Raw genomic sequence first — 15,963 nt, forward strand, 5'->3', positions numbered from 1 at the left:
CGGGGACCGATGCACAGCGTCGGTCCCCATTCTTATGACCGAGGCTGAGAGGGAGAGTGGGGCCGGGATGGGTTTGAATCGCCGTGGTCTTGAGGAGAGCGCCGGGCGATTCGACCCGTTCCTGCTCTCCGAAAGAAATCCCATGACCGACTCTCTCGCAAGCGGCGCTGCCGCCGCGCCGCTCCCGATGCGTGCCGCTGCCACTATCACCTCCGCTGCAGTCAGGGCTGCGCGACAGCTCTTGACCGATCTCGAACGCGGCCGGCGCATCGATGCCGCCGTCCTGCGTGGCGCCATGGAGGCTGCCTTCGGCGCCTCGGATGCGGCAGGTAGCTGGAATTGGAAGACCGCCTATGACACCTGCGAGGCGGCCACCGTTCTATTTCTTCGCAAGTTCGGTCCGGCGATGGGGACCAAGGCTGGTTCGACGGCGGCGATGTTGCCGATGCTGGCGAGAGTAGCCAGTCTCCTGCCGACGCACACGCGGCGTTCCGAGGACAGCCAGGCGCTTCAACAATTCTCGACGCCGATCCCACTGAGGCTGGCTGCATGTACCGCGGCCTGCATCACGCCTTCCGACTGGGTTTTGGAGCCGTCTGCGGGCACCGGCTTGCTCGCCATCTTTGGCGAGCTCGCCGGCGGCGCATTGGTATTGAACGAGTTGTCCGAACCCCGTGCGGAGTTGCTGGATCACCTGTTCGCCGGCGTTGAGGTCACCCGGTTCGACGCCGCCCAGATCGATGATCACCTCGAAGCCGATTTCGTACCTAGCGTCGTCTTAATGAATCCGCCGTTCTCGGCGCTGGCGAATGTCGATCGGCGAATGGCGGACGCGGCGCTCCGGCACATCGCTTCGGCCTTGGCGCGCCTTTGCGACGGTGGGCGTCTGGTCGCCATCACGGGTGCAAGCTTCGGGCCGGACAATCCGGCGTGGCGAGATGCCTTCGTTCGCCTTCAGGGACGCGCGCGAGTTGTGTTCTCTGCCGCCATCGATGGCGCTGTCTACGCGATCCTCGTGTTCTCCGACGCGGGCGGTACGGGCAGGAGCTACCACGCCGAATTGTCGGCCAGGAATCGCTGCCTGCGGGTCCACTATTTGCTCGAGCCCGGATGGAAGGCGGACGCCGCGATCCAGGGTCTCGGCCAGACCAACCGGACCAACCAGGCGCAGCCGCCGCTGTTTCGGCCCGTTGCGACCGACGTGAAGGCCGAGAAGCGCTTCTTGAGCACCATCGCTCGCCGGCTCGACACGTTGGGAGCGATTACGCGCGGCCAGCGCCAAACCGGGGGGCAGGGCCTGTTCCGGCCCGAGGACAATCTCGAAAGCCAGTACGGACGGGATGCGTTGCGCCAGCTCTATACGCTGCTCGCGCGTGGCAAGGTCGACGGCTGCTCACTTGAGACATTCGAGGGTGCAACCGGCCTGAAGCTAACAGATACCAACGGGCCCAGGGATGACCTGCCGCCGATCACGACCTTCCTGAACCGGCTGCTGGCGCTCACGATCGAACTTCAGAACATCCTGTTCACCGTGTTCGAGCAGCTCTTGGCCGCTCGGATCGAGGGCGCGGTCGCATCCGGCACCTATGACCTGGGACTGGAAACGCTCCGCGCCGAAAGCTTCGTCGTTACCGACCGGAGCACGATCTATACCCATCCGGGCACTGGCGCCGAGACCCGGCTTCTCACGATTACCCAGCGCCAGCGCACTCATCCGGTGAGCCTGGATGATGCTCTTGCTCGTCGTTCCGACCATCGTGCCGTCCTCTTGATCAATGAGCGATCGGGCCGTGCCGCCCTACAGCTCCCGGCTCCGAGTTTCATACTTGATGACGGCGAGATCGAGCGGCGCGTCCGCCTGATCCACCCCATGGAGCAGCACAGCGCTCGCTTGACGATGATGGCGGAAAGCCATTGGGTCGAGGCCGACCGTGATGGCTTCGCCGCAGCCTGGCTGGCGGAGCTCGCCGAGGTCCCCGAGTTCACGGAAAGCATGATTCACGTCGTGGCCGGCTTGCTACTGCCCATCTGGAAGCGGCTGCCTAACGAGCCGACGCGGGTCTATCGGCTCCAGACCGATGCGGGCGAGCGCGTCATCGGCCGCAAGGTCTCCGCGACCTGGGTCGCGAACCTCCTTGCGGCTGACGCGCCGGCACTGACGCCGGACGCGGCCTTCGCCGCGCTGATGGAGGGGCGGACCGTCCTCGAGCTCGCGGAGGGGCTCCAGCTTCGCCGTGCCCGGGTGATGGGCGCATACCGCATCGAACTGTCTGGGTTCAACGACACGATGCGCGACCGCTTGCGGGCCTACGGCCTCTTCGGAGGAATCATCTCCTGGAAGCTGCGCATATTCGTGCCCACCGACGCGAGCGGCGTCGAGATCCTGGCGAAGGTGCTTGAGCAGTATCCAGTCGCGCGCATCAGCGAGCGGGAGGCCGCCTGATGCCCCGCGATGCCATCGAACTGGCACGCCGCCTCGCGCGTGAGGCCGAGGCGGTGTGCCGCCACTATCTCTCCAACGGCAAGCGGCAAGGGCGGTACTGGCTGGTCGGAGACGTCCACAACACCCCGGGGCGCTCGCTGTTCGTGCGGCTCCAGGAATCGCCGAAGGGGCCTGCCGGCAAATGGACAGACGCCGCGACCGGCGAGCATGGCGATCTCCTCGACGTCATCCGCGAAAGCCTGGGATTGCGTGACTTCCGCGAGACCGCCGAGGAAGCAAGACGCTTCCTGAAATTGCCTCGCGCTGAACCGGAACTCTTCTCAAGGCCCGTCGGTCCGGCAGCACCGGCCAAATCGCAAGAGGCTGCCCGTCGGCTCTTTGCAATATCCAGCCCGATCGAGGGGACCGTGGTCGAATCCTATTTGCTGAATCGCGGAATAGCTCACGTCCATCATGGTGGCAGTCTGCGTTTCCACCCGCGCTGCTACTATCGGCCGGACGAGCACCTGCCGATCGAGACTTGGCCAGCGATGATCGCTTCTGTCACTGATCTCGATGACAGGATCACCGGGGTACACCGTACCTGGCTCGACCCGGTCGGCTTTGATCGCGTTCGGTTGGGCAAGGCTCCGATCGATACGCCACGACGCGCGATGGGCGACCTCCTCGGCAATGCCGTTCGTTTCGGCGTGGTGGACGATATACTCGCCGCCGGCGAGGGCATCGAGACCATGCTGTCGCTGCGCTACGTGTTGCCGACAATGCCGATGGCCGCTGCGCTTTCGGCCAACCACCTCGCAGCCATGTTGCTGCCGTCTGGCTTGCGTCGGCTCTATATCGCTCGCGATGCCGATGCCGCCGGTGATACGGTGCTCGCCGTTCTGACCCAGCGCGCAGCAGACGCCGGCATTGAAGCGATCGCGTTGTCGCCACGGCTGGGCGACTTCAACGAAGATCTGCACGTCTTCGGTCTCGACGGTCTCCGAGCGGCCTTGCGGATTCAGCTCGTACCCGAGGATGTCGTCCGCTTCTTGCATTCGTCGACGGTGCCCGCGGAATAGGTCACGACGGTTCGATCGACCGTGACAGGTCGGTCATGGGCGAGGCCAATACCGGAAGGGGACGCGACCTCGGCCTTCTAGAGGGCGATCGGACGGCAAGCGGCCCGGGCCGGCAATGGCTGCGTCCGGCTATTTTCCGCCGCGCGCCGGCAATTGAAACGCACGTCATATGTCTAGTCAGCGCGCTTTGCATCGCGAAGCAAAATAGCCGGCCTTCGCCATCCTCCGCTGCCGCTTCGGCCCTTCGGGTTCTGGCCTGTTCCGCCCGCCGTCTGAGTGATCGCCACGAAGGCCGCGAAGGGCGCGGCCAAACCCGGCAAAGGACCTCCTTCCATGACCGACCATGACGACGTCGAACCGCCGCACGCCTCTTCTCCGACCGACCACGTCCTCACCGAACTACAGCTCTTCGGCTACCGTCCCTTCGACGACCAGCCTGACCCGAGACCGCTTCCCGAAGGCAAGATGATCTCCGGGGCCGTGGCCGATATCTTCGACGCCCTGGTCGCGACCCTGAACGACACGCGGCTCGAGCCGGACCTTGACGATCTGCTCTGGTCGACCGTCAACTTGTTCCGTCGTGCCGTCGATCGCATCGAACGCCAGCTCGACGACAACGAGCAGGCGCAGCACAAGAGCCAGCGCGAGCAGAACGGCTCCGAAGTACGATCGGTCGAACTCGAGCGCCTCACGGCTGAAGGCATCACGCTGATCGAGCGCCGCAACTGCCTGGAACTCTTCCGCGACCAGGCGATCGAACGCTTTGAAGTCCACACCGGTTCGTCCTGGCGTCCGCGGTCGGGGTCACTGGTCAACCACCGCACGCTCACCGCGGCAATGATCGACTCCCGCGACTTCATCGCAGCGAAACGCCGCGCCGAGACCGAGGTCCTGGTGCCGCCAGGACCCAAGATCGCACTCACCGGCGGGCTCGACTTCAACGACCACCACCTCATCTGGGATCGCCTCGACAAGGTTCACGGCAAGCATCCCGACATGGTCCTGGTCCATGGCGGCTCCCCGAAAGGCGCCGAACTCATCGCCTCCAAATGGGCGATCAATCGCAAGGTACCGCAAATCGCCTTCAAGCCCGACTGGACCAGGCACGCCAAGGCGGCACCGTTCAAGCGCAACGACGCCATGCTCGGGCTCCTGCCGATCGGCGTCATGTACTTCCCCGGCACTGGAATCCAGGACAATCTCGCCGACAAGGCGAAGCGGCTCGGCATTCCCGTCTGGAAGTTCGGCGGCGCGTGAGCGCCGTCTTGCTCGCATCTAAGATGGCAGGGTGGAGTTGCACGCCGCAACTCCGCCTCGTTTCGATATCAGGTCCGAAGCCGCGCCGCGGTGGTGGTGGAAGGCGCGACCAGTACATCTATGCACTGGAGCCACCGCCATGCTCGCCCTTCGGCTTGTCCTCAACACATTCGGCATCGGCTTGTTCTGCTGGCTGACCTTTGCGCTGGCGGTCTATGCCTTGCCGTTTTTCGTCGCACTCAGTGTCTGGATGTCGGCATTTCGTGATGGCGCGGGCGTTTTCGGTGCACTGCTCATCGGAATTGCTTCTGGCGCGCTGACGCTTGCCGCTGGTCAGGTCGCCATCGCCGCTAGTCAGTCCTTGACTTTGCGCGTCGCGATCGGAAGCGCATTTGCCGTCCCTGCGGCAATCGCCGGCTATGAAGCAGTGTTTGCGCTTTCGCAGATCGGGGGGCTTCGCTGGCTTGGCGCGAGGCCTTCGCTTGCCTAGGTGCGGTTTGCATCGGCGGCGCGGCATGAACGCGCTTGAGAGTTTTGGCGAAGACCCGCCCACTCGAGTCAGGTCGGGCGGTGGAGCGGTTCCAGCCAGTTCTTACCGCCACTCTCCGCAAGGGATGACCCTTGCGCCTTCATCATCGAACAGGTTCGCGTAGATCGGTACGTTGAATGAGGGATCATCGGGACGCGAGCAGGGAGCCAGTCCTTCTCGGAGTGCCTTGACCAATCCGCGTCCATTTCGGCCCAACCCACGTAGCTGCAGCGGTGCGGCGTGCCCCTTGATCATTCCTTCGAAGAGGACTTCAGCCCTTTGCAGCAGATTGTTTCTCTTTCTACGCCGGATCGTTCGCCGCTCTTGTTCAGAGGAACCGAGATATGCCACGTCTTCTCCTTATTGCGGTTCAGCACGCGACGCACGTGGCCTCTTTGATGGCTTGATCTGGCCCAAGACCGGCTGCGCCTCGATCGTCTGAGCCGCAACGCCGTTGATGCGACTTTCTTCCCCTGGGCTTCGCCCATTCCTCGCGAGACAAGAAAGTCGCCACAACGGCGTCCTCCGCTGCGCTCCGGCCCTTCAAGCGGGTGCGTCGCCGATCGTCTTCGGCTTCAGATCGCCATCGAGGCCGCGGTGGTCGCGGGCTCGAAACACAAACAGGAGAAGTAACATGGCTAATATCGGTTCGTTCAAGAAAGTCGGTAACGAGTTTCACGGCGAGATCGTCACCCTGAGCCTTCAGACCAAGGGCGTCCGCATCGTCGCCGAAACCAACCGCTCCAGCGACAACGCGCCCAGCCACCGCATCTACGTGGGCCGGGCGGAGATCGGGGCAGCCTGGTCGAAGCGCTCCGAGGAGGGCCGCGACTACCTCTCGCTCAAGCTCGACGATCCCTCCTTCAACGCACCGATCTACGCGAACCTGTTCGATGACGAAGGCGGCGAGGGGTACACCCTGCTCTGGTCGCGGCCGCGCAAGAACGGCGAGTGAGACTCGCTCTAAAGCCCGCCCGAGTTGATCGGGCGGGTTCCTTTTGGAGCCTAAAGTCGAAAACATCAACGCTGCGCCGCTGCATCGCCGCAGTCGATTTTCGTGATTTCGCCTTCTAGAGCTCGCAGTGCCACTACCGATCTGGGTGGTCATAAAGTCGCTCTTACGCAGCAGTGCTATTTCTTCTTGGAACTGGCTCGCCGGCTTGCGACCTTAGGCCAGTCCTTCGGTGTTGTCGCTCCTCTGGGTGGCTGAACCGAGCCTTCAGCACAAGTGAACACCCAGCGTGTCGGCCAGCCAGTCGAGAAACATCAATTCTCCGGTTCTCAGATTGCCTCCCGAGGCCACCATATATGAGTGGTCACTGCCGGCACTGTAGGCACGTGGCTCTTGGGGAACCGAGGCCTTGCCGATGCTGGTCCCAGTTGTGCGGAGCGCGTCTGCCTCGCCGCTGCGCAACCGTCTGCTGATCTTGCATCGGGCAGCAACAGACAGGCACCCACGGTTGGTGTGCTGTAGTGCGCATTCAGGGAGAGCAACATCACCTTTGGTTCAAAAATGCGCCGCGGCCGGTGTCCCGAGCCACAAGTCCCCAATCGTAGATTTGCATTAGATTTGCGTCGCTGTGCCAAGATGGAGGATGTAGCAGGGACGGAGAATGTGATGGCGCTCCGGCAACTTGCCTCCCTGACATTGAGCGATGAAGTTCGTGCCGAACAAGTCGCTGACGACGCGGCGGAAGACGGTTCTGGTGCTGGCGCTGCGAGCGCGAATCGTGCTGACCTGCGCGGAAGGCGGTCAGAACAAGGAAGTGGCGGCCAAGCTGGGCCTTGAGGGGTCGAGGGTAGGCGCGGCGTTTTGTGGAGCGGCGCGTCGACGAGCCACGCTTCGGGCGCCGCGTACGGTTGAGGATGCCCGCATCGAAGCCGCGATCGTGAGGACATTGGAGAGTTGCCCTGAGAACGCCATCCATCGGAGTTCCCGCGGCATGGCGAGCCAGCGGCCTGTCGGTGTCGACCGTGCAACGCATCTGGCCGGCCTTCGGGCTCCAGCCGCACCCGACGGAGACCGTCAAGCTCTCCACGATCCAAACTTCATGGCCAAAGTGCGCGACGCTGTGGGCCTTTACGTCCGGCCGCCGGAGCTCGTGTCATTCTATGCGTGGATGAGAAGTCCCAATCCGGGCGCTGGACCGCAGCCACCATGCTGCCGATGCGTCCCGGCCAGCCGGCCCGAAGGAAGGATGACTACAGAAGACATGGCACCACATCGCTGTTCGCCGCTCTCGACATTGCGACAGCACGAGCCAACGGCGAAGTGCTAGCGAGGTCGCCGTGCTGCCAAATTCCGTCAGTTCCTCGACGAGATCGAGGCCGCTGTGCCGCGCGAGCTCGAGGTCCATCTCGTCATGGACAATTACGCCACGCATAAGTCCGCACTGATTCAATGATGGATGGCTAAAAGACAGCGCTGGCACGTGCACCTGACCCCGACCAGTTCGTCATGGCTCAACTAGGCCGGGCCTTTCTTCGTTCTCCTCCCGGATAAAAAGATCAGGCGGGCGCAGCGTCGCCGCCCTCCGGGCAGACATCACTTCGTTTATTGATCGACACAACGCCCATCCCAAACCGTCCCGATGGAGGAAGTCCGCCGATCACATCCTTCCATTCATCGAACGCTTCTGTCGGTACAATGCCCCGACAAACACAATGTGATGTTGCGATCTTGTTCAGGACAGGACCTTCCGCCGAACTGCCGCTCGATGCAGACCTCGAAGTCCGTGCCCATGTCTCTTGTGCTTCGGCTTTAGTCCTTGCTTGAGGGGAGGCTGAAAGCACGCGGCTGTCTGCATCGGACCGAGCATGTGCCGTCATGACAAGGCCGCTGTCCGGGAAAGTTCGGGACCATGTGCGGCGTGAAATCCATCGAAGAAGGTGGCCAAGATGCAGGATTTAGCCGTGAACACGCGCCTCATTGCATTAAGCAGAATCGCAGAGTTGTTACAGTCTGCTTCAGCAATCGCACGGTCGTAGGAAGCATGTTCAGGGGATTGATATCTCGGCGAATCTCGGAGCGTCGATCCTCGTTGGGGTTCTCGTTCCAGTAGCGTTGGAACCGAGCGCAAGGTCCAGGCGAGATGGAACAGGTGTTTTGTACGAAGCGCTCCACTGAAGCCGAGACACCACACTCACGTGCGAAACGAGATTGTTTGTTCGCAATGTACTATGTTTGTCGGAGCAAATGCGCCCAAATCTGCCATTGCGGCTGCTCGAGGAGGGGCACGGCCACTCGGCCGGGAGTGAGCTGGCAAAGCCAGCCTACCGGCCCGCGTGAACTGGGCAAAAAGTTTATCTGGGGAGGCCGGCGGGCGGAAGAGTAAAGCGATTGGATAATCTACGTGAATGGGCAGCGCCTGGGATTGATCGCCACAGGAGGGACACAGGCCGATCTTCACATGAAAGACAAAGCGGTTGTGGGCGCGAAGCTATCGGTCCGACTCTACTTCATCGAGAGCCTCATCTGGTGCTTGTAGTATGATCATTCGGAAAACTGATGCAAACTTTGCGCGAACGCGGCCCGTGGATTCGGATCATGCCTTAGTTTCGCCGGGACGGTGAGATGAGCAAGTTCAGCCAGGAAAAAGTACTGAGCGTCCATCACTGGACGGACAATCTCTTCAGCTTCACCACGACCCGGAATCCGTCGTTCTGCTTCCGTAGCGGTGAATTCACGATGATCGGGCGCAAGGTCGACGAGAAGCCGCTGCTGCGGGCCTACAGCCTCGCCAGCGCTCATTACGAGAACCGGTTGGAATTCCTCTCGATCAAGGCACCGGATGGTCCCTTAACCTCGCGTCTGCAGCATCTGAAGGAGGGTGACGAGATCATCGTCAGCCGCACGGCGACGGGGACGCTGGTCATCGATAATCTCGAGGACGGGCGCAATCTGCATCTTATCGGCACCGGCACCGGGCTTGCGCCGTTCCTGAGCGTCATCAAGGATCCCGAAACCTATTTGCGATTCGAGAATGTCGTGCTGCTGCATGGCTGCCGCCGCGTCACCGAGCTCGCCTATGGCGAGATGATCACGGAAAAACTGCCGTGCGACGAACTGGTCGGCGACTTCGTGCGCTACCAGCTGATCTATTATCCGACCGTGACGCGCGATTGCTTCTGTAACCGCGGCCAGGCCACCGATCTGATCGTTTCAGGCAAGCTGTTCGCGGAGATCGAACTGCCGGAACTGGAGCCGCAGCATGACCGCATCATGATCTGTGGCAGCCCCGGCTTGGTGCGCGATCCCCGCGAGCTATTGGTGGCGAAGGGTTGTCGATGGGGATCAAGGCAAGCCGGCGCAATTCGTGTTCGAAAAAGAGTTCGCAGAACGAAATAGATTCGTCTCGCAGAAGGAGGGCATATGAACCATGACGACAAGTACAAATCGCCATGAAGCATCGACGATGACAGACGAAGAGCGCGAGCTAGAGCGCTGCAAACAAGAAATTCTTCGTCTCACACAGCTGGTTGTGTTTCTCAAACGGCAGGTAGTGCAGCTTTCTGAAATCGTTTTACGCAACGTCGTAAAGAGCGTCGGGGGCGGAAAGTCGGAGCGCTCGTGAGTCTCTGAGCGACGCCGAAGTAGCGCAAACTGTTCGACGCGCCAGCTCGAACGACACGCAGATCAGCGCCTCGAGCACGTTCGAAGACTACGTGCTAGTCACACGGGAGCTGGAAAAGGCGAAAAACAGGCTGGAGCTGGACGCTGAGAAATTCCCCGACGAGGAGGTCGACGCTTGTGAATGATAGCGCCGGCCCGAGCGCTTAGCACTCGTTGATCAATCCTTGGGCGGACGCTGTGTTGGAATGGTAAAGCCCGCCTTTAGGCAGCCTATTGTGACCATGGTCTTGAAGCCCTAATTTCCGGTCATCATAGAAGAATTGCCGGTTAACGGCTCATAAGCTTGCTATTTGGTGCGCAGTATAGTCGCGAGATAGGCGCAGTGTGGTCAACGCGCTCCGAAGGAAGCGCGTGAATACCTCACACGAGCTTGACCATCCTCCTCGACGCGCCGATATACGCGAACCTGTTCGATGACGAAGGCGGGGAAGGCTACACCCTAGGCGGAGCTTCGTGTTCAAGTCATGCAGCAACTGCCGAGCAACCGAAACAAGCGTCTGGCCGAAGTCCTTTCATTTTTGCTTCGGCGTCTTGGTTCGCTCTTTGCAGAATTCCTCATCAGGCAACACGAGATCGACGTGGCTAAGGCTTAATGTGCTCGCGAGTTCGAACAGCGTCACTATCGTGGGATTGCGGCCGGCCACGCTCTAAATCGCTGATGTATTGCTGAGTAAAGCCGGACGCCTCGGAGATCCGCGTGCACGCTTCACGTCGGTTGTGGCGCGCTATCACCGGCCGCGCCCCAGGACCCCCATTTTATCAGCTTTCGGCGCAGCGACGCGAACGATTGGCCTTCGCTGTGCGCACTCGATGGGCACTTGGCGCTTCTGATCGCGTCATCGCCGAAGTGCTGTTCGGCCGAAAATGCATCCCTGAACGCGGCTGGAAAACCCATGAGCTGCGCAGCCGGACCATCCGCCTGGTGCAAGCCGGCTTGGCTCTGATGCGCTGCGGCTATCGCGCATTACTGCATCCCCCATCTCGCAGGGAGTAGAGCAGGGGTGCCGAAAACCATCGGTCCATCTTCGGCATCCCCCTGAGCACTCCTACTCCGTCATGGTGACCGTCGACGCGCGACCGAACCCGGTCGCGCTCCAGACGACCACGGAGCCTCGCAAATGCCCGATCCGAACGCCGGCTTGCCGCCGCGATACCTGCGCACGCCAGAGGCGGCGCGCTTTCTCGGACTGTCCGGTCGCACCCTCGAAAAGCACCGCACCTATGGCACAGGCCCGACGTACCGGAAGCTGGGCGGCCGCGTTGTGTATGCGCTCGAAGACCTGACGGCGTGGGTTGACCGCGGCGCCAAAACGTCCACCAGCGATCCTGGCGCAGGCACAGTCCTGCCCGCGAAACGGCACACGCCGATTCCGTATGCGGGCAAGGAGCGGCGCTGACCTATGCCCGACAGCAACTCAACTGCAGGCGGGAGGCGGCGGTCAGAGCGCGACCAACTCGATCTGTTTCGCGCGCGTCCTGGCAATCTCGCTGCACGGGACGCGCAAGACTTGATGGCGTATCCGTTCTTTTCGCTAGCAAAGTCGAAGCGGATCGTCCCGATCGACTTCCGCTCGGGCACCATCACCATCCGTGTCGAAGCGGTGCCGGAACATGGCCTGGAGCACGATCTGGGGCGCGGACGTTCTGATTTGGGCTGCCTCACAGATTGTCGATGCTCGTGATGCCCGGGTTGAAAACCTCGCGCCTGATGTTCACCACCCCCTATGACATCCTTACCTTCGTCGGCCGCGGCACCAGCGTACGCGACTACGACCGCCTCAAGGCTGCGCTCGACCGATTGCAATCAACCAGCGTCATGACCTCAATCCGACAACCGACAGAACGGTCGCGGCATCTCTTCTCCTGGAGAAACGAATGGAAACACACAAGCGATGTGCACAGGCATGCCCGTGCGATTGAGTTGATCTTACCCGATTGGTTCTACACGGGCGTTCTAAACGAATCGCTCGTGCTGACCATTGATCGCGCGTATTTCGATCTGACCGGTGGACTGGAACGTTGGCTCTATCGCCTCATCCGCAAGCACGGGGGTCATCAGCATAGCGGTTGGAGCTTCGGGCTCATGCACTTGCATGCCAAGTCCGGGAGCCTCGCGCCGCTGAAGCACTTCGCCAACGACCGGCGCCAAATCGTGCATCATCAGACCTTGCCGAGCTATCGGCTGGCTATCACACACGACCTGAATGGCGAAGAACGATTGAATTTCGCACCGTCCAGATCGACCCGCCTACGCGGCCATTGCGAAAGCTTGGCCTCATCAGCCCTGCAGGGGATAAGCTGTGAATTCGCTCGTGTTATCAGGGACTGGAAGACTCGTGCCATCGGGGACCCGATCCGCGTGCTACCGGGGACGAAATGCACCTAAAACACTGCGACGGCAATCTTCCCAGCTCTCTTAACTTTACTAATATACTGACACTAACTTCTTGTTGTGAATCAGTACGTTGTGAACAAGTCGGCCGCGCGTGCAACGAGGATGCCTCATGCGCTTACTTTGTCACGCGCAAAGCCTCTCCGCAATGCGATTCTTGTCACGAGCGCACGCGCGCGGACGCGATCGCGCGCAAAATCACGCGATCAGCAGCATCGTTGTCACCACCGCGTTACGCTCGTTCGTTTCCGTTACTCGCTCGTCGAGGAGAACTCGCTAAGGTTCGTGGTTGGCACGGCCGCTACCACATGCCTGAATCTGGAGAATGGGCGGTCAGGCTAGCCAGCGCCCTGCTTGATGGCTTCAAAAGTGTGCATGAAGCCGCTGGCAGCAAAAGTAGCGATCTCACCCAAATCCCCGTCTGGTTGGGAGACGCCGCTCCGCCGCGGCGGAAGAAGCCGCTCGTGGAAACGGCCGGGTCGCGGAGGCCCTCAGGCCACCGCAGGGAGCCGGCCGCGCTTCACGCCCGCGCCAAACCGGAAGGTCGTGCCATCGATCCAGATCTTGTGCAGCAGCACGGCGAGCGTGCGCGCCACCGCGGTCGCCACGCGCTTCAGCCCCTTCTTCCTGGCCAGCCGCAGGCCCCACAGCCGCAGCTTAAAACTCTTCGGAATGCGCGTGAGGATCGCGATCGCCGCCTCCTACGGGATCGCTCGCGTCAGCTCATCTCCGCATGTGAAGATGCTGCCGATCCGGTCGGTCTGGCCGGATCGATAGCGCCGCGGCGTCAGTCCGAAATGGGCGGCAACATTGGACGACTTCTTGAATCGCGCCGGATCATCGACGGTGGCGCGAAACGTCGGCGCCACGAGCGCGCCGACTCCGGGCGCCGTCATCATCCGGCGCACCGCGCTGTCGCTGGGCGCAGCCGCCGGCGCCAGGCGGTGCAGTTTTGCCAGCTGCAGCCGCATGGCGTTGCGGGCGTCGAACAGCGGTGCGACCATCGCTTCCAATTCTCTCTTTCCGGCCATGATCTCGCGCACCCGCGCGTCAAAACGGCCGACCGAGATCTCGCCGACCTTGAGGCCGATCGGGCGCAACAGGCCGTGGATCATGTTCTCCATGCCCAGCGTCTCGCCGCGCCTCGCCTTGCGCCCGACCAGCAGCGCGCGCTGCGGCTGTGCGCTCTCCGACTTGACATGAACCGTACGGAACCAACCGGTCCGCATCATCTGCGCAATGCCTTTGGCGTTGCGGCGGGTCTTGTTCAGCATCGCGTTCAGCGCCGCCTTGGCGTGCCGGCTCTCGATGCAGATCACGGCGAGGCCCTTTTCGGAAAGCGCCGTGAACAGCCAGGCCCTGTACGAGAACGCTTCCAGGCCGTGGATTCCGCATTCCACCAAGAACAGCTCGATCGCGTCCGGATCGGTCTTGAGTGTCGCTTCCTGGACGACGTTGCCGTCGCCGTCCACCACGCAAACATTCGTTGCCTGGAGCGACACGTCGAGCCCTGCATAAATTCCGTCGTTCGTCTCTACCATTCTCCGCCGGAACGCGCCGCCCGTTCCGTTCCCGGATTGTCGCGAAGCAACCGATCCATCGAAGCGTCATTACAGCCGTCCTACCGACGCAAAGGCTCCTCGCACGATGCGTCGGTGATAGCCATTCTCGGCACGTCCAAATCCCTCTCAACAATATGGAGCAGTCAGGTGAGCGACCTCACAACTGTTGAGCTCTTGTGGCTCGAGAAGCGCATCGAAAATCGAATCCGGTTCGGTAAACCTGCATCAGAGAAGATCGTTGATCATCACCGGCGCATTCTCTCGTTTTTGCCCGGCAGCATCTTCGCGTTGGTGCGCTGGACGTCCAACGACTTCGGAACCATCCTGTCTCGGATCGACATTTTACGCGCCGTCGCGCCAGGCCAGCGATACTCAACCGTGCCTTGGGTCAGTCCCGGCGGCGAAAGCCTGCTGCGATTAGCTGGTTGGCCAAAGGTCGAACGCGTTCTCCAGTTGATCGACTCCGTAGAGTCACTGGGCATCGATCCTGCCGATGCAGCCCCCGAGTATTGGCATCACGTCCACAACCGTCTTTCTGTCAACGAAAAGCCACGAGCTTATACCCGTGCACGCCACCAAGCGTGGCTCCATCGGCGCAGGTTGGCACTCTGATGGGACGGTTGGGGAACATTCTTGCGATGTGTGGGGCCACAATGCTCGCGCTCTGGCCAGTCAACAACACCTCACCATTGTACATCTGGAATGCCTCGGACAGCGTGCCGATCGGAGTCTATCGCCTGCAAGAGGCCGGACCATTGTACGTTACTGAGCTCGTGGCGGTTCGAACTCCAGACCCGCTCGCGACTTTTCTCGATCTCAACGGCTATTTGCCAAGCGGCCTTCCAATGCTCAAGCGTGTGCTGGCGCTGCCCGGCCAAACCGTCTGCAGAACGGGCCTCGCAATCATCGTAGACAGCATACAAATGGGTGAGGCAAGCGAGCGCGATCGTCGCGGCCGGCCGTTGCCGGTCTGGCAGGGCTGCTGGGTCATTGCTGAGGACGAAGTGTTTCTCATGAACTGGCAGTCGGCGGACTCGCTAGACGGCCGATATTTCGGACCTCTGCCGAGATCGGCCGTCATTGGGCGAGCGCTCCCGGTGTGGACCAGAGAGAAGTAACAATGCCGGCTCTCCCCTGTTGGCTTGTCATTTCTCCATACGGCCGTTCGCAACATCGTTCCTCCGTCTCGGCCAGCTTCTTGAGAATCGGCGCGCATTGCCCCAGGATCAGGCGGCCTCAAGGCCGGCTGGGAGAAACTTTATACTTGGCGGCAGTCCGCACAATGCGATGTGGGGCCACTGCTTGCTTTTTGGGAATTCTGCTGAGGTTCGGACCGGCCTCGAGCGCCAGAGCGGAGGTCGCATCGCGGGCACCAGCTGCGCACTCCATAACCCTGCCTCGTAGCATTGCATACGCCGCGTTCGTGACCGAAGCCTCCCACCGGTTCGCGATCCCGGAGCGTTGGATCGATGCCGTGATGCAGGTCGAAAGTGGCGGTAATGCGCACGCCATATCGCCTCGAGGAGCGCTCGGGCTGATGCAAATCATGCCCGCGACCTGGGTCGAACTGAGCGCTCGTCATGATCTCGGTATCGATCCGTTTGATCCGCACGACAATATTATAGCTGGGGCAGCGTACATTCGCGAGATGCTCGACCGGTTCGGATCGGGAGGGTTTCTTGCAGCCTACAATGCGGGACCGAAGCGCTATGACGAGCATTTGACGACAGGTCGATCGCTTCCAGAAGAAACGCAAACATATGTGACCAGACTCGCAGCATTGATCGGAGTTGAGCAACGCAACAGCCGTGGTTCGGCCGCCAGACACGTCGTCCTGTGGCAGCAAGCTCCAGTTTTTGTTGAGCGATGCGGCAGCTCGTCCGCTGCCGACAACTTTGCATCAGGAGTGCGCACAATGAATTCGTCGAAGGCTGCGCCTAAAGCCGTTGCCCGTGCACTTGTACCTCGCGCGACGGGGCTGTTTTGGCATCGATCAATCAAGGTGCAGTCTCCGTGATAGCAATCGGATTTGGTCGCATGGCCTCGAAGGTTCTCACATGTTTGAGAATGGCCGGGAGGAAGCAGG

The 15,963-nt window shown here is 61.4% G+C and carries 12 protein-coding genes and 4 pseudogenes; 13 read left to right on the forward strand and 3 right to left on the reverse strand.

Annotated elements, in window-relative coordinates:
* The first annotated feature begins 142 nt into the window (after positions 1-142).
* The 4 genes from IVA96_RS22160 (at position 143) to IVA96_RS22175 (ending at position 5,251) form a co-directional block, all read left to right on the forward strand.
* Complete coding sequence (locus IVA96_RS22160) at positions 143-2,443, forward strand: strawberry notch C-terminal domain-containing protein (protein WP_247419223.1); 2,301 nt, start codon at positions 143-145, stop codon at positions 2,441-2,443.
* Positions 2,443-3,504 (forward strand): toprim domain-containing protein, encoded by a 1,062-nt coding sequence (locus IVA96_RS22165; protein ID WP_247419224.1) that lies wholly within the window; start codon positions 2,443-2,445, stop codon positions 3,502-3,504. Before IVA96_RS22160 ends, IVA96_RS22165 begins: the two co-directional genes overlap by 1 nt.
* Positions 3,505-3,837: 333 nt before the next feature.
* Positions 3,838-4,761 carry a DUF2493 domain-containing protein gene (locus tag IVA96_RS22170; RefSeq protein WP_247278036.1) on the forward strand — a complete coding sequence of 308 codons (924 nt, stop codon included), beginning with the start codon at positions 3,838-3,840 and terminating at the stop codon, positions 4,759-4,761.
* 139 nt (positions 4,762-4,900) lie between these two features.
* Complete coding sequence (locus tag IVA96_RS22175; protein WP_346015847.1) at positions 4,901-5,251, forward strand: hypothetical protein; 351 nt, start codon at positions 4,901-4,903, stop codon at positions 5,249-5,251.
* Between the two features lie 102 nt (positions 5,252-5,353).
* Here IVA96_RS22175 and IVA96_RS22180 read toward each other — a convergent pair.
* Positions 5,354-5,514: pseudogene (locus IVA96_RS22180) on the reverse strand (DUF736 family protein); the annotation flags it as partial.
* A gap of 410 nt (positions 5,515-5,924) precedes the next feature.
* On the opposite strand from IVA96_RS22180, the gene IVA96_RS22185 reads away from it, so the two are divergent.
* The 3 genes and pseudogenes from IVA96_RS22185 (at position 5,925) to IVA96_RS22195 (ending at position 9,864) form a co-directional block, all read left to right on the forward strand.
* Entirely contained in the window at positions 5,925-6,245 is a 321-nt protein-coding gene (locus tag IVA96_RS22185) for a DUF736 domain-containing protein (RefSeq protein WP_247278035.1), read from the forward strand.
* Positions 6,246-8,864: 2,619 nt separating this feature from the next.
* Positions 8,865-9,666, forward strand: a pseudogene (locus IVA96_RS22190) (ferredoxin--NADP reductase).
* A gap of 3 nt (positions 9,667-9,669) precedes the next feature.
* Positions 9,670-9,864, forward strand: a complete 195-nt coding sequence (locus IVA96_RS22195; protein ID WP_247278034.1) for a hypothetical protein — start codon at positions 9,670-9,672, stop codon at positions 9,862-9,864.
* A gap of 571 nt (positions 9,865-10,435) precedes the next feature.
* Here the strand turns inward: IVA96_RS22195 and IVA96_RS22200 are convergent.
* Positions 10,436-10,619, reverse strand: a pseudogene (locus IVA96_RS22200) (helix-turn-helix transcriptional regulator); the annotation flags it as partial.
* Position 10,620: 1 nt separating this feature from the next.
* On the opposite strand from IVA96_RS22200, the gene IVA96_RS22205 reads away from it, so the two are divergent.
* From IVA96_RS22205 to IVA96_RS22215, 3 genes and pseudogenes are all read left to right on the forward strand, one after another.
* Positions 10,621-10,917 carry a DUF2285 domain-containing protein gene (locus IVA96_RS22205; protein WP_247419225.1) on the forward strand — a complete coding sequence of 99 codons (297 nt, stop codon included), beginning with the start codon at positions 10,621-10,623 and terminating at the stop codon, positions 10,915-10,917.
* A gap of 124 nt (positions 10,918-11,041) precedes the next feature.
* The gene (locus tag IVA96_RS22210) at positions 11,042-11,320 is read left to right on the forward strand and encodes a helix-turn-helix domain-containing protein (protein ID WP_148742779.1); all 279 of its coding nucleotides are present in this window, start codon (positions 11,042-11,044) and stop codon (positions 11,318-11,320) included.
* A gap of 3 nt (positions 11,321-11,323) precedes the next feature.
* Positions 11,324-12,227, forward strand: a pseudogene (locus tag IVA96_RS22215) (replication initiator protein A).
* A gap of 789 nt (positions 12,228-13,016) precedes the next feature.
* Here the strand turns inward: IVA96_RS22215 and IVA96_RS22220 are convergent.
* Positions 13,017-13,856: an IS110 family transposase gene (locus IVA96_RS22220; protein WP_247419226.1), complete on the reverse strand. Its 840-nt coding sequence runs from the start codon at positions 13,854-13,856 to the stop codon at positions 13,017-13,019.
* A 168-nt stretch (positions 13,857-14,024) separates the two neighbouring features.
* Here IVA96_RS22220 and IVA96_RS22225 point away from each other — a divergent pair, with 168 nt between their 5' ends.
* Genes IVA96_RS22225 through IVA96_RS22235 form a run of 3 tightly spaced genes read left to right on the forward strand, consistent with a single transcriptional unit; the run spans position 14,025 to position 15,894 of the window.
* Positions 14,025-14,489 (forward strand): DUF2840 domain-containing protein, encoded by a 465-nt coding sequence (locus IVA96_RS22225; RefSeq protein ID WP_247419227.1) that lies wholly within the window; start codon positions 14,025-14,027, stop codon positions 14,487-14,489.
* 41 nt (positions 14,490-14,530) lie between these two features.
* Entirely contained in the window at positions 14,531-14,995 is a 465-nt protein-coding gene (locus tag IVA96_RS22230) for a S26 family signal peptidase (RefSeq protein WP_247278029.1), read from the forward strand.
* A 2-nt stretch (positions 14,996-14,997) separates the two neighbouring features.
* Entirely contained in the window at positions 14,998-15,894 is an 897-nt protein-coding gene (locus tag IVA96_RS22235) for a lytic transglycosylase domain-containing protein (RefSeq protein ID WP_247419230.1), read from the forward strand.
* Positions 15,895-15,963 lie beyond the last annotated feature (69 nt).

The sequence above is a fragment of the Bradyrhizobium sp. 159 genome (assembly GCF_023073795.1).
Classification (GTDB): domain Bacteria; phylum Pseudomonadota; class Alphaproteobacteria; order Rhizobiales; family Xanthobacteraceae; genus Bradyrhizobium.